Genomic DNA, 23742 nt, shown 5'->3' with positions numbered 1-23742 from the left:
AGGACTGTGCGCACAGGACGACGTGATGAATGACCGGCGCCATCGGAAGGCCGACGGCTGCCGGTCCGTGCACGCGCACAGGAGAGACGGGGCAGGGATGCGCACAACCCTTCGGATTCGCAGGGCCGCCATGGTGTTCACCGCCATCGGCGCACTGGCCCTCACCGGCTGCGGCGACGACGGTGACGGCGGAAAGAGCACGAAGGACGGGGACAACTCGTCCAAGGGCGGGGAGAAGGCGTCGAGCGTCGTATTACCGAAACTGAACGGCGAGAAGATCTCGGTCGCCGCGGTCTGGACCGGGCCCGAGCAGGCCAACTTCGTCAAGGTTCTCAAGGAGTTCGAGAAGCGCACGGGCGCGACGGTGACGTTCGTCCCGGCGCAGGACCCGATCGTGAACTTCCTCGGTACGAAGATCGCGGGCGGCCAGCCGCCGGACGTCGCGATGATCCCGCAGGTCGGCGCCATCAAGCAGGCCGCCGAGAAGAAGTGGGCCAAGCCGGTCGGAGCGGAGGCCAAGGCCCAGCTCGCCAAGAACTACTCCCAGGTCTGGCAGGACCTCGGCGCGGTCGACGGCACCCAGTACGGCGTGTACTTCAAGGCCGCCAACAAGTCGCTGATCTGGTACAACGCCAAGGCGTTCGAGAACGCGGGAGCGTCCGAGGCGAAGACCTGGAAGGACTTCCTGGCGACCGCCGAGACGGTGTCGGCCTCGGGCGTCACCCCGGTCTCCGTCGCCGGTGCGGACGGCTGGACGCTCACCGACTGGTTCGAGAACATCTACCTCTCCCAGGCGGGACCGGAGAAGTACGACCAGCTGGCCCAGCACAAGATCAAGTGGACGGACCCGTCCGTCAAGGACGCGCTGACCACGCTGGCGCAGCTCTTCGGCAAACCGTCCCTGATCGCGGGCGGGGCCGACGGCGCACTGCAGACGGAGTTCCCGGCGTCGGTCACCCAGACCTTCACCGGCGGCGACCAGCCCAAGGGCGCCATGGTCTTCGAGGGTGACTTCGTCGGCATCAACATCGCGCAGACGAAGGCCAAGATCGGTACGGACGCCAAGGTGTTCCCGTTCCCCGCGGTCGGCGCCGAGTCGCCCGTGGTGACCGGGGGCGACGCGGCGGTGGCGCTGAAGGACGGCAAGGGCGCCCAGGCCCTGCTGACCTGGCTGGCCTCCACCGACGCCGCGAAGATCTGGGCCGAGCAGGGCGGGTTCATCTCGCCGAACAAGGCCCTGGACACCGCCGCGTACCCCAACGAGGTACAGCGCACGATGGCGAAGGCGCTGATCTCGGCCGGTGACGCCGTCCGGTTCGACATGTCCGACCAGGCTCCGCAGTCGTTCGGCGGAACGCCCGGAAAGGGCGAGTGGAAGACCCTCCAGGACTTCCTGAAGAACCCGAAGGACATCGCGGGGACCCAGGCGAAACTGGAGTCCGACGCGGCCAAGGCGTACAAGAGCTGACGCGATGACGACAGCCGCAGCGGGGGGCGCCGACGAGGCGCTCCCCGCCGACAAGCAACCCTCCGGCGGGACCTCGGTACCCGCCCCCAGGGAGCCCGTGTCCGGGAAGCCGTCCGGACCGCAGGACACCGGACGCAGCCGCAGGAGCGTGACCGGCACCCGCAGGGTCATCGCGGCGCTCTTCCTGCTGCCCGCGCTGGTCCTGCTCGGCGCGCTCGTGGTGTATCCGATCGTGTACTCCGTGTACCGGTCGTTCTTCGACCAGGCGGGCACCGGATTCGCCGGGTTCGACAACTACAAGGCGCTGTTCACGGACGACACCATCCGTACGGCGGTCAAGAACAACGCGATCTGGGTGGTCTTCGCCCCGACCGTCGCCACGGCACTCGGGCTGATCTTCGCGGTGCTGACGGAACGGATCCGCTGGGGCACGGCGTTCAAGCTGATCGTCTTCATGCCGATGGCGATCTCGATGCTCGCCGCCGGCATCATCTTCCGGCTGGTGTACGACCAGGCACCGGAGCGCGGGGTCGCCAATGCCGTATGGGTGGGCGTGCACGACACGTTCGCCGAGTCGGCGGGCTTCCCCAAGGCCCACCCGTTGCCCGTCCATCCGCTGAAGGCGGCGGGCGGCGGCTCCTTCGTGACGAAGGTGCCGGTACGGGCCGGGCAGCCGGTCCAGCTGCCGCTGGTCGGGGTGCTGCCCGCGAAGATGCCCACCGACGCGAAGCCGGCCCGCGCCCCGCAGACGGGCGGGGACGGGAAGATCACCGGCACCGCATGGCTGGACTTCACCAAGGGCGGCGGGGGCAAGCCCAACGTCATCGACACCACGGAGCTCGGGCTCAAGGGCATCAAGGTGGAGGCCGTCAAGGACGGCAAGGTGGTCGCCTCCGCCACGGCGGGCGCCGACGGGGTGTTCACCCTGCCCGCCTCCGCGGACGGGGCCGAACTCCGCCTTCCCGCCTCGAACTTCAAGGAGCCGTACAACGGGGTGGAATGGCTCGGCCCGTCGTTCGTCACGCCCGGCATCATCGGGAGTTACGTCTGGATGTGGGCCGGCTTCGCCATGGTGCTGATCGCGGCCGGCCTGGCGGGCCTGCCGCGCGAACTCCTGGAAGCGGCCCGGGTGGACGGGGCCAACGAGTGGCAGGTGTTCCGCCGGATCACCGTGCCGATGCTCGCCCCGGTCCTCGCGGTGGTGCTGGTGACTCTGATGATCAACGTCCTGAAGGTCTTCGACCTGGTCTTCATCATCGCGCCGGGCTCCTCGCAGGACGACGCGAACGTGCTGGCGCTCCAGCTCTACCGGTCGTCGTTCGGCACGGACGCGGATCTGGGGATCGGCAGCGCCATCGCCGTGCTTCTCCTGCTGCTGGTCGTCCCGGTGATGCTCTTCAACATCAGGCGGATACGGAAGGAGGGGCGCCGATGACGACACCCTCGACCACGGCCGTGCCCGCCGGGACGGGCGACGCCCCGGACACCGGCACGGCGAAGGCCGGGCGGCCCCTCGGGGCACGGATCGCGGCTCTGGCCGGCGGCGGTGTGATGCGGGTCGCCCTGATCCTGGTGGCCCTGTTCTGGCTGATGCCGACCGTCGGACTGTTCCTGTCCTCCCTGCGCAGCGCGGACAAGATCGCGGCGACCGGATGGTGGAAGATCTTCACCGTCCCGTCGGAGCTGACCTTCGACAACTACTCCCGGCTGCTGGACAATTCGACGTTCACCGATTCGCTGCTCAGCACGGTCCTGATCACCGTCCCGTCGACGGTCCTGGTCGTGGTGATCGGATCGCTCGCCGGGTACGCGTTCGCCTGGATGGAGTTCCCGGGCCGCGACTGGTGGTTCCTCGTGGTCGTGGGGCTGCTGGTGGTCCCGGTGCAGGTCGCCCTGATCCCGGTCTCCAAGCTCTTCGGCGCTGTCGGGATCTTCGAGACGACCTTCGGCGTGATCATCTTCCACACGGCCTTCGGTCTGCCCTTCGCGATCTTCCTGCTGCGCAACTTCTTCGCGGAGATCCCGCGGGAGCTGCTGGAGGCGGCCCGGCTCGACGGGGCGGGCGAAATCCGGCTCTTCACCCGGGTCGTGATGCCGCTGGGCGGTCCGGCGATCGCCTCGCTCGGGATCTTCCAGTTCCTCTGGGTGTGGAACGACATGCTGGTCGCGCTGATCTTCGCCGACTCCGGCTCCCCGCCGATCACCGTGGCGCTCCAGCAGCAGGTACGGCAGTTCGGCAACAACATCGACGTACTGGCGCCCGGCGCCTTCATGTCGATGGTGATTCCGCTCGCGGTGTTCTTCGCCTTCCAGCGCCAGTTCGTCTCCGGCGTGATGGCGGGCGCGGTCAAGTAGCCGCACCACCGCACGAGTCGCCCATACGCACGTCAATCAGGGGCAGTCCTGTTCACTCCGACAGGGCTGCCCCTGCCTGGCGTTTCGCGTGGCCGAGGCGGTTGCGCGTAACCCCGTCACCCCATCGGGCGTTTACGGAGTACACGCCCCCGCCGTCGGCGCGCGGACCGCGGCGCGCTGCGCCCGGTCCGTGCTGCTCCTCATGCCCGTGTCCGAGAAAGAGTCCGTATGCCCCGCCTGAGTGTCATCATCCCGGTCCGCCGCGCCCGGGGAAGTCTGCGCGAGTGCCTGGAGTCGGTGCTCTCCCAGTCGTTCACGGACATCGAGGTGATCGGTGTCGACGACGGGGCGCCGGACGGCTCGGGGCTGCTGCTCGACGAGTTCGCCGCCCGGGACTGCCGGGTGCAGGCCATCCACCTCCCGGACGGCGCCGGGCCGAGCGGGTGCCGAAACGCCGGGGCGGAACGGGCCGTCGGGGACTACCTGCTGTTCCTGGAAGCCCACTTCGTCCTCCTGCCGGACGCGTTGCGGGCCGTCGCCGACCGGATCGGGGCTGCGGACGACCCCGATCTGGTGCTGTTCGGCCACCACAAGCGCCCCTTCCGCGGGCGTCCCCGGCCCAGCAGGTCGCTGGAGCTGCTGGGCGAACTGTCCGAGGGCCCGCTGACCGCGCCGGGGCAGTCCGCGCTCCTCGACATCGCACCGGTGTCCTGGAACCGTGCCGTCCGCCGCACCCTGCACGAGGGCGAGAAGCTGGCCTTCGGACCCGGGCGGCACGGGGAGCGGATCTACGCCCTGCAGACCGTCGCCGCCGCCGAGTCCGTGGCCGTCCTGCCCACCGCCTGCGTCGAGCACCGACAGCAGCGCCACCTGCCGGGCCTCGACGACGAGACGAGGCCCGACGCGGCGCCCGCCGAGCTCGTCGACGCCTATGCCGGTCTGATGGAGTTCCTCCGCGAGCGGCCCCGGCTGCTCGCGGTGCAGCCGCTCCTCTTCGAACGGGCCGTCCAGGAGTTGCTGTCCGGATATCCGGCGGTGACGCGCCGGCGCAGGCGCTACGTACGCTCCGTCGCCGCCTTCCACCGCGCGTACCGGCCCGCCGGTCACCGTTTCGCAGGAGGCGCGCGCGGGCTGCGGCCCCGGCTGATCGGCGGCGGCCGGTACGCCGTGCTCGGCGCCCTCGACACGGCTCTGGCCCTGCGCCGCGCCCTGCGGGCCGCACCGGACGCGGTGCGGGACCGGGCCAAGCGCAGCCTGAGCAGGCGCTACTACTGGTGGCAGCGCAAACTCCCGCTGGACCGCGGTCTCGCCGTCTACGCCGCCTACTGGAACCGCGGGGTCAGCTGCAATCCGGAGGCCGTCTTCCGCAAGGCCCAGGAGCTGGCGCCGGGGGTGCGCGGTGTGTGGGTGGTCTCGAAGAACCAGGTGGAATCGGTGCCGGAGGGCATCGACCACGTGGTGCCCGGCACCCGCCGCTACTGGGCGACGATGGCCCGCGCCACGTACTTCTTCAACAACGTCAACTTCCCCGACCACGTGGTCAAGCGGCCCGGGCAGGTCCATGTGATGACGCATCACGGCACCCCGCTGAAGATCATGGGACTGGACCAGCAGGACTATCCGGCGGCGGCGCAGGGGCTGAACTTCGACCGGCTGCTCAAGCGCATCGACCGGTGGGACTGGAGCGTCTCCGCCAATCCGCACTCCACCGAGGTGTGGGCCCGCGCCTACCCGGGTGCCGCGCGGAGCCTGGAGACGGGGTACCCGCGCAACGACGTCCTCGCATCGGCGACCCCCGAGCAGGTCCGCGCGGTCCGCGAGGGCCTCGGCATCCGACCCGGGCAGCGGGCCCTGCTCTACGCGCCCACCCACCGCGACTACGAGGCCGCCTTCACCAGCCGTCTGGACCTGGAGCGCTTCTGCGCGTCCGTCGGCCCGGACACCGTGGTCATGGTGCGTGCGCACTACTTCTACGGGGACACGGGGATGCCCGGGAGCCCGTCGGTCATCGACGTCAGCGACCACCCCCGGATCGAGGACCTCTGTCTGGCGGCCGACGCGCTGATCACGGACTACTCGTCGGTGATGTTCGACTACGCACACCTGAACCGCCCGATCGTGGTGCACGCCCCGGACTGGGAGACGTACCGCACGGTCCGCGGCGTCGTCTTCGACCTGCTGTCCGGCAGGCCCGGCGAGACCCCGGGCGCCGTGGCGACGACCACGGACGAGCTGGCGCGGATCTTCAACGACGGCAGCTGGGACGGCCCGGCGAGCAGGGCGCTGCTGACGTCCTTCCGGGCCCGTTTCTGCCCGTACGACGACGGCCGCGCCGCCGAGCGCGTGGTGCGCCGGGTGCTGCTGGGCGAGGAGCCCGCTCCGTCCGCGACGGCCTGACCCCGCCGCATACGCCGAAGGGCCCGCCGGGTGGCGGGCCCTTCGGCGTATGCGGCGCCGGTCTCAGCGTTGCTGGCCCGCCATGACCGTGGCGAGGCCGATCACCACGAGCAGGGAACCGCCCCAGGTCCACATGGAGGTCCGCTCGTGCAGCACGGTCGCGCCCGCCCCCACGATCAGCAGATATCCGAGGGCGTTGAACGGATAGGCGATGGAGAGCGGCACCTTGGCCAGCGTCGACATCCAGGCGAGTGCGGACACGGCGAAGACCACCAGGCCGAGGACGACCCACGGGCTGGTGGCGGCCCGCAGCGCGACCGAACCGCCGTCCCGCCCGGCGGTGGCAACGGCGCCCTTCATCCCGTGCTTGAGCATGATCTGGCCACCGGCCGACGAGAAGACGGCGAACAGCAGCAGGATCAGACTGGGGAGGGTCAAGGCCTTGCTCCTGACTGCGGCGGCCCGGGACTCGGATGCCGGGGCGGGGGTGGGTTCGGGGATCGTCGCCTCAGACGCCGACCCGGTCGGGGACGTACTGTCGGTTGAGGATGTCCTGTACATCGACGTGCTCTCCAGCGATGATCGTCTCGGCCGCATGCGGGGTGAGCAGTGCGACGTGCTGATAGCCGAACAGGGTCGGCCGGATGCGGGTCAGCAGCCTCGACAGCCCGCCGAGTACGGCAGCGAGCGGCCCACGGCCCAGGAGCGACCAGAACGGCGCCCCGGTCGAGGCGATGTCCAGGACGTCGTAGCCCGCGGCGCGCACGGTACGACGCAGACTGGCCCGGGTGAAGAAGCGCAGGTGCGTTTCGTCGAGGATGCCGCGGCGGTCGTAGTCGAAGGCACCGAGCGCGACCCGCAGCCGTGAGTACCAGTGGCTGAAGTTCGGCACGGAGAGGAGCACCTCGCCGCCCGGCCGCAGCACGGTGGCGACCTCGGCCAGTACGCGTTCGGGACGGGAGAGGTGCTCGATGACGTCCCCGGCCACCACGTAGTCGAAGCCGGAGCCGATCTCGGCCGGCAGCCCCTCCTCCAGGTTGGCGAGATGGAAGTGGGTGCACTTCTCGCGCACACCGGGCACCTCGACGTAGTCCACCCCGGTCACCTCGTGGCCGAGCGCTTCGAGGCGCTGCGCGAACAGCCCGCCGGAACAGCCGAGGTCCAGGACCCGGCCGGGGGGCATCTTCCGCATCTTCTCCAGGATGACCGCGTGCGAGGATCCGTCGCCCTCCTTGAAGGCGTACTCGACGGGCTTGGGGATCCAGGCGCAGGTGCCGAACCCCTTGACCGCCAAGCGGTATTCGAGGACGTCCTTGACGACGTCCTTCGCGTACTTCATACCGTTGACGTAACAGATCTCGTCGCCGTAGTAGGTCGGGACGGGGATCTCCTTGATCCGCATTCCCGCGTTCAGCAGCTGGACGATGATCTGGGTGTCGAAGTCGAAGGCGTCCGTGTTCCGGTCGATGGGGAGTTTCTTCAGCGCCTCGACACTGTAGGCACGGTATCCGGAGTGGAACTCCGTGAGCTTCGAGCCGAGCAGTCCGTTCTCCAGTCGGGTGAGAACGCGGTTGCCCAGCCACTTGTACATCGGCATTCCGCCCTTGAGGGCGCTGCCGGATTTCATCATCCTCGATCCGAACACGGCTTCGCATTCGCCGCGTTCGATCGGGGCCACCATGTCGGGAAGCAGTTCGGGGGCGTACTGTCCGTCGCCGTGCAGCAGCACGATGATGTCGAGGCCGTGCGCGGCCGCCAGCGCGTATCCGGCCTTCTGGTTGCCGCCGTAACCGAGGTTCTTCGTGTGGCGCATGACCACGGTCCGCGGCATTCCTTCGGCCTGCGACCACCGGCAGCCGGCGGTGAAGGTCGCGTCGTGACTCGCGTCGTCGAGAATGAGAATCTCGTCGACCCGGGACCGGAAATCCTCCGGAATCCGGTCGAGGGTCTTCTCCAGCGTGGTCTCCGCGTTGTACGCGACCACCAGGATGCCGATCCTGGGGCTCGGGCTTTCCTTCACGGGGCGTTCTCCAGTTTCTCGGTGCTCGTGGCTGAGGTCGGGAGGGGGCGGTGACGGGCGCCGCGGTCAGGTGACGGCGGACTTGGAGGGCTGGGAAGTACGGGGGCCTGCGAACCGCGTCCGCCCGGTGCGGCCGGCCGGGCCCCCGCCCGGCGGCAGGGCGAGGAGCCGGTGGATGCCGGCGGCCAGTCCGGCCGCGAGGACGATCCAGCCGGCGGCGCCCAGTTGCAGCACCGGCTCGCTCCATCGCACGGGGGAACGTCCGCTGTAACCGAGGACGGTCGTCAGTCCGAGCACACAGCTGTACGCAAGCCCTTCCCAGAACCCGAGGACGAACATTCCGGCCGCCGCCCAGGTCAGGTACTGCAGACCGGAGGCGGTGGACAGGAGCAGCAGCAGGCCCAGCGTGACGGCGACGACGCCCGGCAGCTGCGCGGGCCTCAGCCATGCGAGCCAGGCACCGGCGGCCACGCAGATCAGGACGAAGAGGAAGTGCCCGCCACCCTGCATGAAGGTGATGACGGACTCCGGCAGGCCGAACGCGTCGGCGAACCGGACGAGGCCCCAGAGGCGGTAGCTGCCGCCCGCGTACTCCAGCACGTTCTCCTTGAGCGCCTGCGGCACCGTCACCAGGACCGGCCCCCACACGAGCGCGGACACGCCGGCGAACCCGGCGGCGAAGCGGACCAGTACCGGCCGGCCGCCGCGCAACGCGGCGACGAACAGCGCCGGGATCGCCACGACGGGGATGAACTTGACGCTGATCGAGAGCGCCGCGGCCACCCCCGCGGCGAGCGGGGACCTGCGGTCGGCCAGCAGATGGGCAGCGGCCAGGGCGAACATGACGGCGACCGCGTCGGTGTTGCCGTGGTAACCGGAGGTGGCGATCAGCACCGGGCTGACGGCCACTCCGATCCCGCACAGCATCGCGGTGCGCAGCGCGGCGCGCCGGCGGACGATTTCGAACACGAGCAGGGTGCAGACGAAGTCGGCGATCGAAGCGGGCCACCTGATCAGCGTGGCGAACGCCATTCCGAATTCCGAAAGACTGTTCAGTCCGAGCAGCATCCAACCGGCCAGCGGCGGATGGTTGTAGACGGGCAGACCGGGCAGCGGTTGTTCATAGATCCGAATGGGGCCGTACACGGACAGCGCCTTGGCGAATCCCTGGAAGAACCGCACATCGGCGGGCCCCGGCGTATTCGCGGCGATCATCACGCGCGTGAGGAGCCCGACTGCCGCGGCAACGAGCACAGCGGCTCGGGACCGCCGCACATCCCATGTCTCGCACCACATTCGGATACCCATGAAAACAGAACGTAGCAACCCGGCGACGCTATACAACGCACCGATGAACATACTTATCCGGCCCGCAGTGTCGATTCCCTGCACGTCCGTGCAAACGCCACCTTCTCCGAATCACTCGAACGGTTCACGCTGTTCGGACAGCCTGTACGTCAATACGCGTCCACCATCCCGTCACCCCGCAGTTCACCCCGCATTGCTGCCGGGCCGGGAACGAGGTGGCACAGGGAGGTGGACTACAGCATCCGGTCGGCCACTCGGGCGGCCGCCCGGCCGTCGTCGAGGTCGCAGAAGTCCCGCCGGAATGCCTCGTACGCCCCCGCGTGTCCCGCGGTCGACCGATCAGGGTCACGCAGCGCCTCGATGAGGTCCCCGGAGTCCGGGATCAGCGGGCCTGGGGCCCGCGACTCGAAGTCGAAGGCGAATCCCCGCAGCGTGTCGCGGTAGTACTCGAGGTCGTAGGTGTGGAAGAGCATCGGCCGGCCGGTCTGCGCGAAGTCGAACATCATCGAGGAGTAGTCGGTCACCAGCGCGTCGCTGATCAGCATCAGTTCGCCGGCGTCCGGGTAGCGCGAGACATCACGGACGAACCCCGTGCCGCTGTCCGGGAGCCGGTCGGCCACCAGGTAGTGACGGCGCACCAGCAGGACGGTGTCCGCACCCAGTTCACGCTCGGCGGCGGCGAGGTCGAGCCGCAGGTCCATGGTGTAGAGGCCGCGGTTCTTCGGACGGTCCTCGCGCCAGGTCGGCGCGTAGAGCACGACCCGTTTGCCGTCGGGGATCCCGAGGTTCTCCCGCACCGCGGCGGCGACCTTGGTCCGGTCCGGGGCGTGGAAGAGGTCGTTGCGGGGATAGCCGCATTCCAGGACCTCGCCCTCGAAGCCGAAGGAGCGGCGCAGCACCGGGGTGGAGTACGTGTTCGGGGAGACCAGGAAGCTCCACTGCCGGGCGCGCTGTTCGAGGGTGGCGATGTAGGCGGAGTTCGCCTGGGCGGTGCCGGCGAGGTCGAGGCCGATGCGCTTGAGGGGGGTGCCGTGCCAGGTCTGGACGACGGTCTGGTCCTCGCGGCGTTCGAACCACTCGGGCAGCTGGGTGTTGGTGACGATGTGCCGGCTGCGGGCCAGTGCCTCGTGCCAGGCGGCCGAACCGTGCTCCACGGCGGTGGCCCCGGCCGGGATGCGCGCCTGCTGGTCGCGCACCACCCACAGATGCTCCAGACCCGTGCCCCTCCGGGTGAGCTCCTCGTGGACGGCGCGCGGTGAGTCCGAGTACTGACGGCCGTCGAAACTGCTGAACAGCACGGTCTCGCGCAGCGGCGCGGTGCGCTGGACCGCGTAGGCCGCGCTCAGCAGCCGCCGGGCACGGGCCCCGCGTTCCCTGGCGTCGAGTGGGGGTGCGCAGCTCAGCAGCAACTGGTCGTGGAAGCGGCGCTCGATGACGTACGTACGTCCCGCCAGGGTGCGGGCCGCGGGCAGGGTGTGATGGACGGCGGCCGGGAGACGCAGGGCGGCGTCGCGGGTCTCGTCGGCGGCCCCCTTCTCGCGGAGGAAGAAGTACCAGTTGCCCTCCCCCAGCGGCAGCTCGCCGCCCCCGCACATGTCGACGGCGTCCGGCCGCAGCTCGGCCGTGAACCGGCGCTCGTCCTCCGGTCCGGTGAACGTGACGGGGAGGACCGCCTCCTCGTGATGGCCGCTGTGCCGGGCCACGAGCTCGACCGGGCGCCGGGGGTCGTCCGGAAAGCCGCCCTCCAGGAGCAGCTTCCCGTCCTGCGTCCAGGCGGCCAGCTCGACGGTGGGCTGTACGGGACGGTCACTGATCAGCAGATTGCCGCGCGCACTCACGGTGAGCGCCAGCTCGCGGGCCTCGTCGGCGGCAGGCGCGAGCGGGTAGCGGCCCGTCGGGACGGGGCACGGCACATCGATGGGGGTCCGGCGGCCGCCGGGGCCGACGAGATGGACGCTGTACGGGACAGCCGACCGCTCCCCGTCGGACGCGCGCCGGGCGTCGAGGAGGGCGGTGAGCGGAATCCCGGCGGTGAAGCGCCGCCAGCCCGCCGCGGAGGTCGCGGCGTCCTCGTGCACCGTCACCGGGCACTCGAAGGCAGTGCCGGAGGGGCGGTGGGTGAGGCCCAGTCGCAGGTCCTGGCTGCCGAGCCGGTCCCGGAGCATGCCGTCGACGACGACGGTGGCCGTCCCGTCGTCCGTCTCGCCCGCGCGGTGCGTCTCGAAGCGTGCATCGATCCGTTCGGCGTGCAGGACCAGCCGGTCGGCGTCGAAGACCGGCACGATCCGGTGGTCGCCGTCCGGCCGGTGCACGGGCGGCGCCACGGGGGCCTCAGCGGTGGTGGGTACGGAGCGCCGCAGCATCCCTTTCCTCGCGACGCCGAGCTCCAGGCGCCAGCTGACGTGGCCGGCCGCGCCGTCCGCGGTGATGCGGAGCCTGGCGGGGTCGACGACCGTCTCGAAGCCGGACCGGTCGTAGTCGTGCAGGCTCTGCCGGGAGCGCGCGGTGGCCTCCGGCTCGACGGTCCTGCGCAGCCGCAGCGGGATCACCTGCCGTCCACCCGCCCGCAGCCAGCCCGCCCGGAACTCGGAGGGGCCCGAGGCGACGGGCAGGTTGCGGATGTAGGCGTACCCCTTCAGGTGCAGCTTGCCGTTCTGCCAGCGCACCTCCCGCAGCCGGGCGACGAGCGGCAGATCGCGCTCGCCGACGCGCAGCACCCGGTCCGGCACCGGTCGGGTCAGCGGCGGGTAGGCGGCTCGCCTGCGCCGCAGGCCGCGCACGGCGAACGCTCCGGGCTCCCGCTTGTCGAAGGCGAGCAGGGCCAGCAGTTCCTCCGTACGGCGCTCACGCACCAGGTGCCACATCAGCCGCAGCCGCAGCGGGAGGCCGTCGAGCACCGCCGGGTCGACCTGGTCGATGAAGGCGTTGGTGTGGGTCAGGAAGGCGTCGCGGTAGTCGTCGTCGCCGTCCGGCAGGACCTCCATGAAGTACCAGAGGTCGTTGGCCAGGGCGTGCGCCTCGTAGTGGTTCTTGTCGGCGGCCGTGCGGTGGTCCGCCAGGAAGGCGGAGACGCCCTGGACGTGCGCGACCCGGTCGCGGACGCCGCGGACGACGGCCCGGCCTGCGGTGATCGAGCCGGGGCGGTCCCGCCAGTGGTAGACGGGGTCCTTCACGATGTCGACGGAACCGGCCAGGAAATGGGCGGGGAGCACGACCGGGATGTCCTCGTAGAGCGCGCCGGCGGGGAAGGCGAACGCGTGCTCGTCCCAGAAGGAGCGGCGGAAGACCTTGTTGCAGGCGATCCGGTCCCCGGCGAGTTCCCGGTCGCGGGAGATGTGGGTGCGCAGCCGCGTGGTCGCCATGGGCACCCGGAACATGGGCGACTGCTGGAGCCTGCCGTCGGCCCTCAACCGCAGCACGTTGCCGGACGCGAGGTCCGAGCCGGTCTCCTCCAGCACGCCGAGCAGCCGTTCGTACGCGCCCTGCGGGACGACGTCGTCGCTGTCGACGAAGGCGAGGTAGCGGCTGTCGGGGTGGCAGTTGCGGACGCCGGTGTTGCGGGCGTGTCCCAGACCGCCGTTCTTCTGGCTGACCAGCCGGAAGCGGTCGTCCTGTGCCGCGAACCGGGCGGCCAGGGCCGCGCTGTCGTCGGTGGACCCGTCATCGACCATCACCACTTCCAGGTCGGTGACGGTCTGCTCCGCGAGGGACTTCAGGCAGTCCGTCAGGAAGGGTTCCACGTTGAAAACGGGGACAACGACACTGAGCCGTGGCGGCATGGTGAGCACGTCCGTTCGTCGGGGGCCTGGCTATCCGTATGGCTCAACCCCGTGAACGGCCGGGGGTCACCGGTTACGGTCCCCAACGAGTGACGTCGCGCTCATGCGTGCTGACGCCGGTGCCGCGGCTCGGCCGCCCCCTCAGCGTGTGAGGGCGGCCACGGCCGAGGCGGCCAGGTCGTCCAGATAGCCCGCGGGCAGCTCGCCCCTGACGACGGCGAGGCGCCAGTAGAGGGGCCCGACGATCAGGTCGAGGGCGCGGTCCGGGTCGCTGTCCTGCGGCAGTTCCCCGCGCGCGACGGCGTCCCGTACGACCAGGGCGGCGATGCCCTGCTGCGGGTCGAGCAGGGCGGCCTTGATGGCTTCGGAGATCTCCGGGTTGCGGGCCGCCTCGACCAGCAGATCCGGGATGACCTGGGAGGCGAGCGGGTGGCGCAGAGCGTACCCGGCCAGTTCGAGCACGGCGCGGACGTCCCCGTACAGCGAACCGGTGGCGGGGGCCGGCATGCCCTGCACCGCGACGGCTGAGACCAGGTCCAGGACCAGGTGCAGCTTGGACTTCCAGCGGCGGTAGACGGCTGTCTTGCCGACACCGGCCCGCCGGGCGATGCCCTCGATGGACATCCGGGCGAAGCCGACCGTGGCCAGCTCCTCGAAGACCGCGCTGCGGATCGCATCGGTCACGTCCTCGCGCAGCACGGCGGCTCCGGCGGGGGGACGGCGGCGGCTTCCCGGGTCGGTGGTCATGGCCGAATCATAGTGCGCGACGACGAAACGGTTGCGTAGCGACGCAACGCGTCCTACTCTCGGCGTTGCGACGATACGGTCCCGTCCCGTCGTAGTTGCGTAACTTCCCGCCCTGCCCGCCTTCCTCGAAAGCGATCGTGGTGAGCCAGACAACAGCCCCGGCCCCGGCGGACGTCCCGCTGTCCGCCTCCCCGCCCGTCCACGCCCCGGGCGAGCTCGCCGCCCTCGCCGCCCGCCACGGACTGACCGTGAGTGGAGCCCGTCCGACGCTGCCGGTGTACGTCCGGCAGCTGTGGGGGCGGCGGCACTTCATCACCGCGTTCGCCACCGCCAAGCTCACCGCCCAGTACAGCCAGGCGAAGCTCGGCCAGATCTGGCAGATCATGACCCCGCTGCTCAACGCGACGGTCTACTACTTCATCTTCGGCGTCCTGATGCAGACGAAGCACGGCGTCCCGGACTACGTCCCGTTCCTGGTCACCGGCGTCTTCATCTGGACCTTCACCAGTAGCTCGATCACCGCGGGCACCCGTGCGATCAGCGGCAACATCGGCCTCGTGCGGGCCCTGCACTTCCCCCGGGCCTCGCTGCCGATCGCGCTGGCCCTGCAACAGCTCCAGCAGTTGCTGTTCTCGCTGGGCGCCCTGGTGCTGATCATGCTGGCGTTCGGACAGTACCCGCACGTCTCCTGGCTCCTGGCGGTGCCGGCGCTGGCGTTGCAGGCCGTGTTCAACACCGGTGTCTCGATGGCCTTCGCCCGCCTGGCCGCCCGGACCCCGGACATCGCCCAGCTGATGCCCTTCATCCTGCGCACCTGGATGTACGCGTCGGGCGTCATGTGGAGCCTCGACACGAGCCTGGCGGGCAACCGGGTCCCGCACCTGGCGAAGCTGGCGCTGGAGATCAATCCGGCAGCCGTCTACATCGACCTGATGCGGTTCGCCCTCATCGACAGCTTCCACGGCTCGCAGCTTCCCCCGCACGTGTGGGCCGTCGCCGCGGGCTGGGCGCTGGTGTGCGGCGTGGGTGGGTTCCTCTACTTCTGGCAGGCCGAGGAGAGTTACGGACGTGGCTGACAGCACGGATCCCGTGGTACCGACGGTCGTCGTCGACGACGTTCACATCACGTACAAGGTCAACGGCGCCCGCACCGGAAAGGGCAGCGCCACCTCGGCCCTGAGCCGTATCCTCTCGCGCCGGCAGACCCCCGGAGTACGCGAGGTGCACGCCGTGAAGGGGGTCAGCTTCGCCGCGTACAAGGGAGAGGCGATCGGGCTGATCGGCTCCAACGGCTCGGGGAAGTCCACCCTCCTCAAGGCGATCGCCGGACTGCTGCCCGCCACGAAGGGGCGCGTCCACACCCAGGGCCAGCCCTCGCTGCTGGGCGTGAACGCGGCGCTGATGAGCGATCTGACCGGCGAGCGCAACGTCGTGCTCGGCGGCCTCGCGATGGGGATGAGCCGCGAGGAGATCCATGAACGCTACGACGACATCGTCGACTTCTCCGGCATCAACGAGAAGGGCGACTTCATCACCCTTCCGATGCGCACGTACTCATCCGGCATGGGCGCCCGGCTGCGCTTCTCCATCGCCGCCGCCAAGGACCACGACGTCCTCCTGATCGACGAGGCGCTCTCCACGGGCGACGCCCGGTTCCAGCGGCGCAGCAAGGAACGGATCATCGAACTGCGCCAACAGGCCGGCACGGTCTTCCTGGTCAGCCACAACAACAAGTCGATCACCGAGACCTGCGACCGGGCGATCTGGCTGGAGGCGGGGACCCTGCGGATGGACGGCCCGGCCAAGGAGGTCGTGGCGGCGTACGAGCGTTTCACCGGCAAGAAGTAACTCCGGACCCCGCCGCCCCCGAGCCCTCCCCGGCCCGCCGGACACACCCCGGGGCCTCCAGCCCCGCCCGGCACATCGAGCCCTCTCCGGCCCCGGAGGGGCTCGATGTGCCGGGCGGGGCGCCCTCATCTCCAGCCGTCTCCGGCGCATGCGGGCGAGGCGGCCACCGGAACGCCCGGCAGCCGCCTCACCCTCAACCCCGCACGCCTACGCCTGCGTACGCAGCAACGTCCGCATCGTCCGCATCGCCACCGACAGGTTCGCCAGGTCGAACGCGTCCGAGCCCTGGATCTCCTCCAGCGTGGACCGCGACCGCGACAGGATCGCCGCGTTCTTCTCCTCCCACGCCTCGAACCGCTCCTGCGGCGAGGAGGACCCGTTGCCCACACTCAACACGTCGCCGGTGAGCGCCGCGTGTGCCGCGTACAGGTCCTCGCGGATGGAGGCACGGGCCATCGACTGCCAGCGGTCGGCCCGCGGAAGCTCGATGATCCGGTCCATCAGCTGAGTGATGCCCAGCCGGTCCGCGAGGTCGTAGTAGACCTCGGCCACGGCCAGCGGATCCTTGCCGGTGCGGTCGGCGATCTGCACGATGTCGAGCGCCGGGAAGGCGGACGAGAATCCGGCGACGCGCTGCGCGAGCGTGCCCGGGACACCCGCCTCGGTGAGCTCGTCCAGGATTCCCTGGTACCACTCCTGGTCGGCACCCATCAGCATCTTGGGCAGCTCGGCCCAGACCTGCTCGACGCCGTCGCGGAAGAAGTCGATCGTCCCGGCGATCTCCAGCGGCTGCGGCCGGTTGCCGAGCAGCCAGCGCGAGCCGCGCTCGACGAGCCGGCGCGAGTGCAGCCGGATCCGGGTCTGCACATCAGCGGCGACCTTGTTGTCGAGCGCCTCGACGGCGTCCCACACCTCACCGAGACCGAAGATCTCCCGGGCCGCGAACTGGGCCCGCACGATCTCCCCGATCGAGGCACCGGTCTCTTCCCGCAACCGGTGCAGGAAGGTCGAACCGCCGCTGTTCACCGTGTCGTTCACCAGGACGGTGGTGATGATCTCGCGGCGCAGCGCGTGGCCGTCGACCGCGTCCGGGTAGCGCTCGCGCAGCTGCTGCGGGAAGTAGGCGTGCAGCAGCTTCTGCAGATGCGCGTCGTCCGGCAGGCTCGTCCCGATCAGCTCCTGCGCCGCCGTGATCTTCGTGTAGGCGAGCAGCACGGCGAGCTCGGGCTGGCTGAGCCCCTTGCCGGCGTTCAGCAGTTCGCGGATCTGCCTGTCGGTGGGCAGGAACTCCAGGGCCCGGTCGAGATGCCCGTCGCGGCCCAGCCGGCGCATGAAGCGCTGCTGGGCGTGGAGCAGGGAGGGCGCCTGGGCGACCGAGTTGGCGAGTGCGGTGTTCTGCGCGTAGTTGTTGCGCAGCACCAGATGGCCGATCTCGTCGGTCATCTCGGCGAGCAGCTTGTTGCGCTGCTTGACCGTCATGTCACCGTCGCGCACCAGACCGTTGAGCAGGATCTTGATGTTCACCTCGTGGTCGGAGGTGTCCACACCGGCGCTGTTGTCGATCGCGTCGGTGTTGATCCGGCCGCCGGTGCGGGCGAACTCGATGCGGCCGAGCTGGGTGGCACCGAGGTTGCCGCCCTCGCCGACCACCTTGGCGCGCAGGTCCTCGCCGTTGACGCGGATCGCGTCGTTGGCCTTGTCGCCGACGTCCGCGTTCGACTCGGCGGAGGACTTGATGTACGTACCGATGCCGCCGTTCCACGCCAGGTCGACGGGGGCCTTGAGGATGGTCTGCATCAGGTCCGCGGGCGTCATCTTGGTGACCCCGGCCTCGATGCCGAGCGCCTCGCGCATGTGCGCGTTGACCGGAATGGACTTGGCGCTGCGCGGGTGGATGCCACCGCCCGCGGAGATCAGGTCCTTGTTGTAGTCGGCCCAGGAGCTGCGCGGCAGGTCGAAGAGACGGCGCCGCTCGGCGTACGAGGTGGCGGCGTCGGGCTTCGGGTCGATGAAGATGTGCCGGTGGTCGAAGGCCGCGACGAGCCGGATGTGCTCGGAGAGGAGCATTCCGTTGCCGAACACGTCTCCCGACATGTCGCCGACGCCGACGACGGTGAAGTCCTCGGTCTGCGTGTCGTGGCCGAGCTCGCGGAAGTGCCGCTTGACGGACTCCCAGGCACCGCGTGCCGTGATGCCCATGCCCTTGTGGTCGTAACCGGCCGAGCCGCCGGAGGCGAACGCGTCACCGAGCCAGAAGCCGTACGCGACGGCGACCTCGTTGGCGATGTCGGAGAACTTCGCGGTGCCCTTGTCGGCGGCGACGACGAGATAGGTGTCGTCCTCGTCGTGCCGGACGACGTCCTTGGGCGGCACGACCTCGCCGGCCACCATGTTGTCGGTGATGTCGAGGAGCGCCGAGATGAAGGTGCGGTACGAGGCGATGCCCTCGGCCAGCCACGCGTCACGGTCGACGGCCGGGTCGGGCAGCTGCTTGGCGACGAAGCCGCCCTTCGCGCCGACCGGCACGATGACGGTGTTCTTCACCATCTGAGCCTTGACCAGGCCGAGGATCTCCGTACGGAAGTCCTCGCGCCGGTCCGACCAGCGCAGGCCACCGCGGGCGACCTTGCCGAACCTCAGGTGGACACCCTCGACGCGCGGTGAGTAGACCCAGATCTCGAACGCCGGGCGGGGCGCCGGAAGGTCCGGGATGGACTGCGGGTCGAACTTCATCGACACGTAGCCGTGCGGCTTGCCGCTGTCCGCGCGCTGGAAGAAGTTGGTGCGCAGGGTGGCCTTGATGACGGTGAGGAAGGACCGCAGGATCCGGTCCTCGTCGAGCGAGGCGACCTGGTCCAGGGCGCCGTCGAGCTCTTCGAGGAGCCCGTCGGTCAGCTCCGTACCGGCGCTCTGGCGCTCCGGCGACATCCGGGCCTCGAAGAGCGAGACCAGCAGCCGGGTGGTGTGGACGTTGTTCTGGAGGGTGCTCTCCATGTAGTCCTGGCTGAACGTGGATCCGGCCTGGCGCAGGTACTTGGCGTAGGCGCGCAGCACCATGGCCTGCCGCCAGTTCAGACCGGCGCTCAGCACCAGCGCGTTGAAGCCGTCGTTCTCCGCCTCGCCGGTCCACACGGCGGCGAAGGCCTCCTGGAACCTCTCCCGGGCGTCGTCGGCCAGGTAGCCGCCGTTGGCCGTCGTCTGCGGCATCCGCAGCCCGAAGTCGTAGATCCAGGCGTGCGTACGGTCCGCGCAGCGCAGCTCGTACGGACGCTCGTCGACGACCTCGACACCGAGCCGCTGGAGCGCCGGGAGGACGGCGGACAGGGAGACCTGCTCACCCGTCCGGTAGATCTTGAACCGGCGCTCGCCGGGGCCGGCGCCGACCGGCTCGTACAGGCTGAGGGCGAAGTCCTTCCCGTCCTGCTTGAGCGCTTCGAGGTGGACCAGGTCGGCCACGGCGGAGCGCGGCGAGTGGTCGGCCTTGTAGCCCTCGGGGAACGAGTGCCCGTAGTGACGCAGCAGCTCGGCGGCGCGTTCCTCACCGCACTCGGCGCCCAGCGCCTCCTGGAAGCCGTCGGCCCAGGAGCGCGCGGCCTCGACGAGCCGGGCCTCGATGCGGTCGGCCTCGGCGTCGGTCAGGCTGGGCAGTTCGCTGCCGGGGGCGACCCGGACGACGAAGTGCAGCCTGGAAAGGATCGACTCGGTGTTCCAGGCGGTGAAGTCGACGCTGGTGCCGTTCAGCTCCTCCTTGAGGATGTCGATCAGCCGCAGCCGCACACCGGTGGTGTAGCGGTCGCGCGGCAGATAGACGATCGCGGAGTAGTAGCGGCCGTACTCGTCCTGGCGCAGGTAGAGCCGCAGACGGCGTCGCTCCTGGAGGTAGAGCACCGAGGTGACGACGGAGCGCAGCTGGTCGGGCGGCGTCTGGAAGAGCTCGTCGCGGGGGTACGTCTCCAGGATCTGCAGCAGGTCGCGTCCGTCGTGGCTGTTGTACGAGAAGCCCGCGCCCTCCAGCACCTCGGCGACCTTGCGGCGGATGACGGGCACCCGGCGCACCGACTCGGTGTAGGCGGCGGACGAGAACAGCCCGAGGAAACGGCGCTCGCCGATGACGTTGCCGTCGGCGTCGAACTTCTTCACGCCGACGTAGTCGAGGTAGCTGGGGCGGTGCACGGTCGCCCGGCTGTTGGCCTTGGTCAGGATGAGGAGCTTGTGCTCGCGGGCCTTGGCCCGGGCGTCGGCGGGCAGCCGGTCGAAGGAGGGGCTGACCGGGTGCGCCTCGTCCTCGCTGTGGTGCGGGTCGGAGCGCAGGATGCCGAGGCCGGTGCCGGGCACGGCGGACAGCGCGTCGGAGTCCGTCAGCTCGTACTCGCGGTAGCCGAGGAAGGTGAAGTGGTCGGCGGCGAGCCAGCGCAGCAGCTCCCGCGCCTCGTTCACCTCGTCGTCGGCGAGGTCGTCGAGCGGCTCGCCGGGCAGGTCGTCGGCGATGCGCAGCGCGGCGTCCCGCATCTTCTCCCAGTCCTCGACGGTCTCCCGTACGTCGGACAGGACCCGCAGGAGGTCGGCCTGGATCTGCTTGAGGTCGGCGCGGTCGGTCTCGCGGTCGATCTCGACGTGGATCCAGGACTCGACGAGCGCGTCGTGCGGCAGCTCCGCCTTGGCGTCCTTCGCCCCCTTGGCGTTCTTGCGGCCTGCCTGCGGGCCCGTCGAGATTCCCACACCTTCGGTGAGGACCTCGATCAGCTTGCCGGTCACATCGCGGCGGACGATGACCTGCGGGTGGATCACGACGTGGATGCCGCGGCCCTGGCGGGACAGCTCATTGGTGACGGAGTCGACCAGGAACGGCATGTCGTCGGTGACCACCTCGACGACGGAGTGGCTGCAGGTCCAGCCGTTCTCCTCGACGGTCGGGGTGTGCACCCGGACGTTGGCCGTGCCCTGCGGGCGGTTCCCCGCGAGGCGGTAGTGCGAGGAGGCGGCACCGAAGACGTCGACCGGGTCCCGGCCCGCGACGTCCTCAGGAGCGGTGTGGAGGTAGTAGCGCTGGAGATAGGCGAGCAGTACGTCCTGGTGCGGACGCTCCTGCCCGGTCCCGGTGCCGTCGTCGGCCCCGGTGGCCGCGGCCTGTACCCGGGGGATACCCCCCGGGCCACCGACACCACCGCCCGGGCTGTTGTCAGCTACCTTGGCGGCCCGTGCGAGCAGCTCGGCCTTGGCTTCGTCCAGCTTGGTCTGCATGTCCTCTGGCTCCTGTCGCGCGCCATTGCGTGACGTAGGTGAAAAAGACGGCGTACCGCCACGACACGGGGTTTCCGGTCTGAGACCGACCGTCACACGGGAGGGCGGCGTCGCGGGGCCGGGCACGCGCATCTGCGGCGTTGTCGTCGATCACCATGGCTCCGCCATGCCTCGATCCTCCGCCCTGCAGTTGCACGCACCCAGCCCCGCTCCATCCCCCACCCCCCATGTGACGGTCGGTCTGCGTTGACGCTATGCCGCTATGAGAGATGCCCGGGACCTTATTGGCCATTTTTGGCAGAAGGGCCGGGCTGTGGGGATCAGTCATGGCCCGGGTGCTGTGGCACTCCGGGCGCAGGCCGGGGGCTTCGCTGCCCCCGAGGCGTATCGCGCTGATCACGGGGTCCAGGCTATCTCGCCCGCCCCCGTAACCGTCACGAGCCGCATATGTACAAAAGAAGGCGCCGAAGTTTGACACTCTGGACAGCGCGCGGGCGCCGGCTGGCGCACTCTGGTACCGGTAAACGGAACAGGCCGACGCACCGTGGGGAGCCCGCCATGGCACCGAAGATCCTGATCGTCACCGGCGACGCCGCCGAGTCCCTCGAAGTCCTCTACCCGTACCAGCGGCTGCGCGAGGAGGGTTACGAGGTCCACATCGCCGCCCCCTCGCGCAAGACGCTCCGCTTCGTGGTCCACGACTTCGAGCCCGGCTTCGACACCTACACGGAGAAGCCCGGCTACACCTGGCCCGCCGACCTGGCCTTCTCCGAGGTCGACCCGGACGACTACGTGGCCCTGGTCGTGCCGGGGGGCCGCGCCCCCGAATACCTGCGCAACGACGCGGACCTGCGCGCGATCCTCTCGGCGTTCTTCGACGCGGACCGGCCGGTGGCCCAGATCTGTCACGGCCCGCTGATGACGGCTGCGACCGGCGCCCTGAAGAACCGGCAGGTCACGGCCTATCCCGCGCTGGCGCCCGACATGGAGACGGCTGGAGCATCCTTCCAGGACACCGAGGTCGTGGTGGACGGCACTCTGGTCTCGTCCCGGGCCTGGCCGGACCACTCGGCGTGGATGCGTGAATTCCTGACCGTGCTCCGCACCAAGGCCCCGGTCGCCTGAGCCCGCCCCGCCGGCCGCCGGCTACTCGCCCAGCTGCTGGGCGAGGGCCGCAGCCTCGGCCAGGGTGTCCACGACGGGCACCCCTGCCGCCTCCAGGCTGGTCCGGCTGTGCGAACCGCCGGTGAAGAGCACCGCTTTCGCCCCGACGTGGGCCGCTGCCACGGCGTCGTCCACGGCGTCACCGATGATCACCGCGTGCTCGGCGGATATCCCGTCCAACGACGCGAAATGCCGCTCCATGTGCTGCGCCTTGCTGCCGCCGGACGGACCGGTACGCCCGTCGACGCGCACGAAGTGCCGCTCGATGCCGAACCCCCGCACGACGGGGACCAGGTGCTCGTGCCCGTACATGCTCAGCAGCGACTGGCTCCGGCCGGTCAGCTGCCACTGTGCCAGCAGCTCGGCGGCCCCCTCGGTCAGCCCGCAGGCCTCGCGCTGTTCCGTGTAGCTGCGGTGGAAGACCCCGTCCATCCGCTCCCACTCGGCATCCGTGGGCAGCCGGCCCATCAGGCGCTCGTAGAACCGGGGTATCGGGACGCAGTACATCTCCCGGTACTGCTCAAGGGTGATCGGCGCCACGCCGATCTCGACGAAGGCGGCGTTCGTCGCTCCGACGACCGCGGTGTTGTCGTCGAGCAGTGTGCCGTTCCAGTCCCAGACCAGATGCGTGCGGTGCTTCCCGTGCGTCCCCATACGAGAAAAATACCCGCTGCCACCGACAGCCGGACGAACAGCCCTTCGCACGGCCCTCCGCGGGCTCACCCGATCAGATTCGGGATCTCCTGGATACCGAACCACAGGAGCTCGTGGTCCTCGGCGCCGTCGACGGTGAACTGGGCGTCGTCGTCACCGAGGTCCGCCGCTCCGAGGGCGGCCGCGGCCGCGGTGACGTCCTTGTCGGCCTCGTCGGAGTCGACGTGCACGGCGGCGGCCTCGGCCAGCGCGACCGCCGAGGCGATGGTGACCTCACCGAGCGAGGAGGCGTCCAGGATGTGGTCCGGGTCGGCCACCGCGGCCCCGTCCGGCACGTCGACGGCCACGACGACTCGGCGGCGGGCGGCCCCGGGGTCGCCGGCGATCAGCCGCAGCGACGCGGACGCGGCCCGGTTGAGCGCCGCGTACTCCAGCTCCTCGATGTCGTCGGAGACGTACCACTCCCGAAGCGCGGGGGTCACCGCGTAGGCGGTGAGCGGGCCGGGGCCGACCTCGCCGGCCCGGTGCGCCGCTGCGAGCCCGGAGAGGGTCAGGGGGACGTACACGCGCATGGCTGAGGTCGCTTTCGTAGTCGGAACGCCCTCAGGATACGTGGGGCCGTCCCCCTTTGGGGTTACGTGTCCGGGCCCCTCACCGTCCACCGGGCAACCGGCCCTCACCCTGCCCGGCCCGTCCCGGGCCCCCTCCCCCGACCGGCCCCGCCACTCGGATAGGTGAATCCAAGGCTCTCCACCCCCGGG

At 70.1% G+C, this 23742-nt stretch carries 15 protein-coding genes; 7 read left to right on the top strand and 8 right to left on the bottom strand.

Annotated features, from left to right (window positions below; genetic code table 11):
* Window positions 1-97: 97 nt before the first annotated feature.
* From OG538_RS22865 to OG538_RS22850, 4 genes are all read left to right on the top strand, one after another.
* Complete coding sequence (locus tag OG538_RS22865; protein WP_406096435.1) at window positions 98-1468, top strand: ABC transporter substrate-binding protein; 1371 nt, start codon at window positions 98-100, stop codon at window positions 1466-1468.
* Window positions 1469-1472: 4 nt separating this feature from the next.
* Entirely contained in the window at window positions 1473-2903 is a 1431-nt protein-coding gene (locus OG538_RS22860; RefSeq protein WP_406096433.1) for a carbohydrate ABC transporter permease, read from the top strand.
* Window positions 2900-3823, top strand: a complete 924-nt coding sequence (locus OG538_RS22855; protein WP_406096431.1) for a carbohydrate ABC transporter permease — start codon at window positions 2900-2902, stop codon at window positions 3821-3823. The genes OG538_RS22860 and OG538_RS22855 overlap by 4 nt, the downstream gene beginning before the upstream one ends.
* A gap of 228 nt (window positions 3824-4051) precedes the next feature.
* Window positions 4052-6220, top strand: a complete 2169-nt coding sequence (locus OG538_RS22850; RefSeq protein ID WP_406096429.1) for a CDP-glycerol glycerophosphotransferase family protein — start codon at window positions 4052-4054, stop codon at window positions 6218-6220.
* 63 nt (window positions 6221-6283) lie between these two features.
* Here OG538_RS22850 and OG538_RS22845 read toward each other — a convergent pair whose 3' ends face one another.
* The 5 genes from OG538_RS22845 to OG538_RS22825 all read right to left on the bottom strand — a co-directional run bounded on the left by OG538_RS22845 (window position 6284) and on the right by OG538_RS22825 (window position 14074).
* The gene (locus OG538_RS22845; RefSeq protein ID WP_236064105.1) at window positions 6284-6658 is read right to left on the bottom strand and encodes a hypothetical protein; all 375 of its coding nucleotides are present in this window, start codon (window positions 6656-6658) and stop codon (window positions 6284-6286) included.
* A gap of 70 nt (window positions 6659-6728) precedes the next feature.
* Window positions 6729-8240 (bottom strand): methyltransferase domain-containing protein, encoded by a 1512-nt coding sequence (locus tag OG538_RS22840; RefSeq protein WP_406096427.1) that lies wholly within the window; start codon window positions 8238-8240, stop codon window positions 6729-6731.
* Between the two features lie 66 nt (window positions 8241-8306).
* Window positions 8307-9455, bottom strand: a complete 1149-nt coding sequence (locus OG538_RS22835) for a glycosyltransferase family 39 protein (RefSeq protein WP_406096425.1) — start codon at window positions 9453-9455, stop codon at window positions 8307-8309.
* A 326-nt stretch (window positions 9456-9781) separates the two neighbouring features.
* Entirely contained in the window at window positions 9782-13336 is a 3555-nt protein-coding gene (locus OG538_RS22830) for a CDP-glycerol glycerophosphotransferase family protein (protein WP_406096423.1), read from the bottom strand.
* A gap of 132 nt (window positions 13337-13468) precedes the next feature.
* Window positions 13469-14074: a TetR/AcrR family transcriptional regulator gene (locus OG538_RS22825; RefSeq protein ID WP_406096421.1), complete on the bottom strand. Its 606-nt coding sequence runs from the start codon at window positions 14072-14074 to the stop codon at window positions 13469-13471.
* Window positions 14075-14211: 137 nt separating this feature from the next.
* Here OG538_RS22825 and OG538_RS22820 point away from each other — a divergent pair, with 137 nt between their 5' ends.
* Complete coding sequence (locus OG538_RS22820; protein ID WP_406096419.1) at window positions 14212-15150, top strand: ABC transporter permease; 939 nt, start codon at window positions 14212-14214, stop codon at window positions 15148-15150.
* Window positions 15143-15922, top strand: coding sequence for an ABC transporter ATP-binding protein (locus OG538_RS22815; protein ID WP_406096417.1), 780 nt, complete (start codon window positions 15143-15145; stop codon window positions 15920-15922). The genes OG538_RS22820 and OG538_RS22815 overlap by 8 nt, the downstream gene beginning before the upstream one ends.
* Before the next feature lie 207 nt (window positions 15923-16129).
* Here OG538_RS22815 and OG538_RS22810 read toward each other — a convergent pair whose 3' ends face one another.
* Entirely contained in the window at window positions 16130-21163 is a 5034-nt protein-coding gene (locus OG538_RS22810) for an NAD-glutamate dehydrogenase (protein ID WP_406096415.1), read from the bottom strand.
* A gap of 558 nt (window positions 21164-21721) precedes the next feature.
* On the opposite strand from OG538_RS22810, the gene OG538_RS22805 reads away from it, so the two are divergent.
* A complete protein-coding gene (locus OG538_RS22805; RefSeq protein WP_406096413.1) occupies window positions 21722-22288 on the top strand; it encodes a DJ-1/PfpI family protein in 567 nt (188 codons plus the stop codon).
* Between the two features lie 21 nt (window positions 22289-22309).
* Here the strand turns inward: OG538_RS22805 and OG538_RS22800 are convergent, their stop codons facing one another.
* On the bottom strand, window positions 22310-22981 hold the full coding sequence (locus OG538_RS22800) for an HAD family hydrolase (RefSeq protein WP_406096411.1): 672 nt from the start codon (window positions 22979-22981) through the stop codon (window positions 22310-22312).
* Window positions 22982-23046: 65 nt separating this feature from the next.
* Entirely contained in the window at window positions 23047-23553 is a 507-nt protein-coding gene (locus tag OG538_RS22795) for a DUF6912 family protein (protein WP_406096409.1), read from the bottom strand.
* Between the last annotated feature and the right edge of the window lie 189 nt (window positions 23554-23742).

The sequence above is a fragment of the Streptomyces sp. NBC_01013 genome (assembly GCF_045162765.1).
In the GTDB taxonomy this organism is placed as follows: Bacteria; Actinomycetota; Actinomycetes; order Streptomycetales; family Streptomycetaceae; genus Streptomyces.
Note: the sequence above shows the minus strand (reverse complement) of the source record. Positions and strands in the feature narration are given on the sequence as shown.

Excerpts from the sequence above, each read along its gene's own strand:
- OG538_RS22825 (WP_406096421.1), bottom strand. The coding sequence starts at position 14,074 with ATGACCACCGACCCGGGAAGCCGCCGCCGTCCCCCCGCCGGAGCCGCC.
- OG538_RS22800 (WP_406096411.1), bottom strand. The coding sequence starts at position 22,981 with ATGGGGACGCACGGGAAGCACCGCACGCATCTGGTCTGGGACTGGAAC.
- OG538_RS22810 (WP_406096415.1), bottom strand. The coding sequence starts at position 21,163 with ATGCAGACCAAGCTGGACGAAGCCAAGGCCGAGCTGCTCGCACGGGCC.
- OG538_RS22805 (WP_406096413.1), top strand. The coding sequence starts at position 21,722 with ATGGCACCGAAGATCCTGATCGTCACCGGCGACGCCGCCGAGTCCCTC.
- OG538_RS22865 (WP_406096435.1), top strand. The coding sequence starts at position 98 with ATGCGCACAACCCTTCGGATTCGCAGGGCCGCCATGGTGTTCACCGCC.
- OG538_RS22850 (WP_406096429.1), top strand. The coding sequence starts at position 4,052 with ATGCCCCGCCTGAGTGTCATCATCCCGGTCCGCCGCGCCCGGGGAAGT.
- OG538_RS22855 (WP_406096431.1), top strand. The coding sequence starts at position 2,900 with ATGACGACACCCTCGACCACGGCCGTGCCCGCCGGGACGGGCGACGCC.
- OG538_RS22795 (WP_406096409.1), bottom strand. The coding sequence starts at position 23,553 with ATGCGCGTGTACGTCCCCCTGACCCTCTCCGGGCTCGCAGCGGCGCAC.
- OG538_RS22860 (WP_406096433.1), top strand. The coding sequence starts at position 1,473 with ATGACGACAGCCGCAGCGGGGGGCGCCGACGAGGCGCTCCCCGCCGAC.
- OG538_RS22835 (WP_406096425.1), bottom strand. The coding sequence starts at position 9,455 with ATGATCGCCGCGAATACGCCGGGGCCCGCCGATGTGCGGTTCTTCCAG.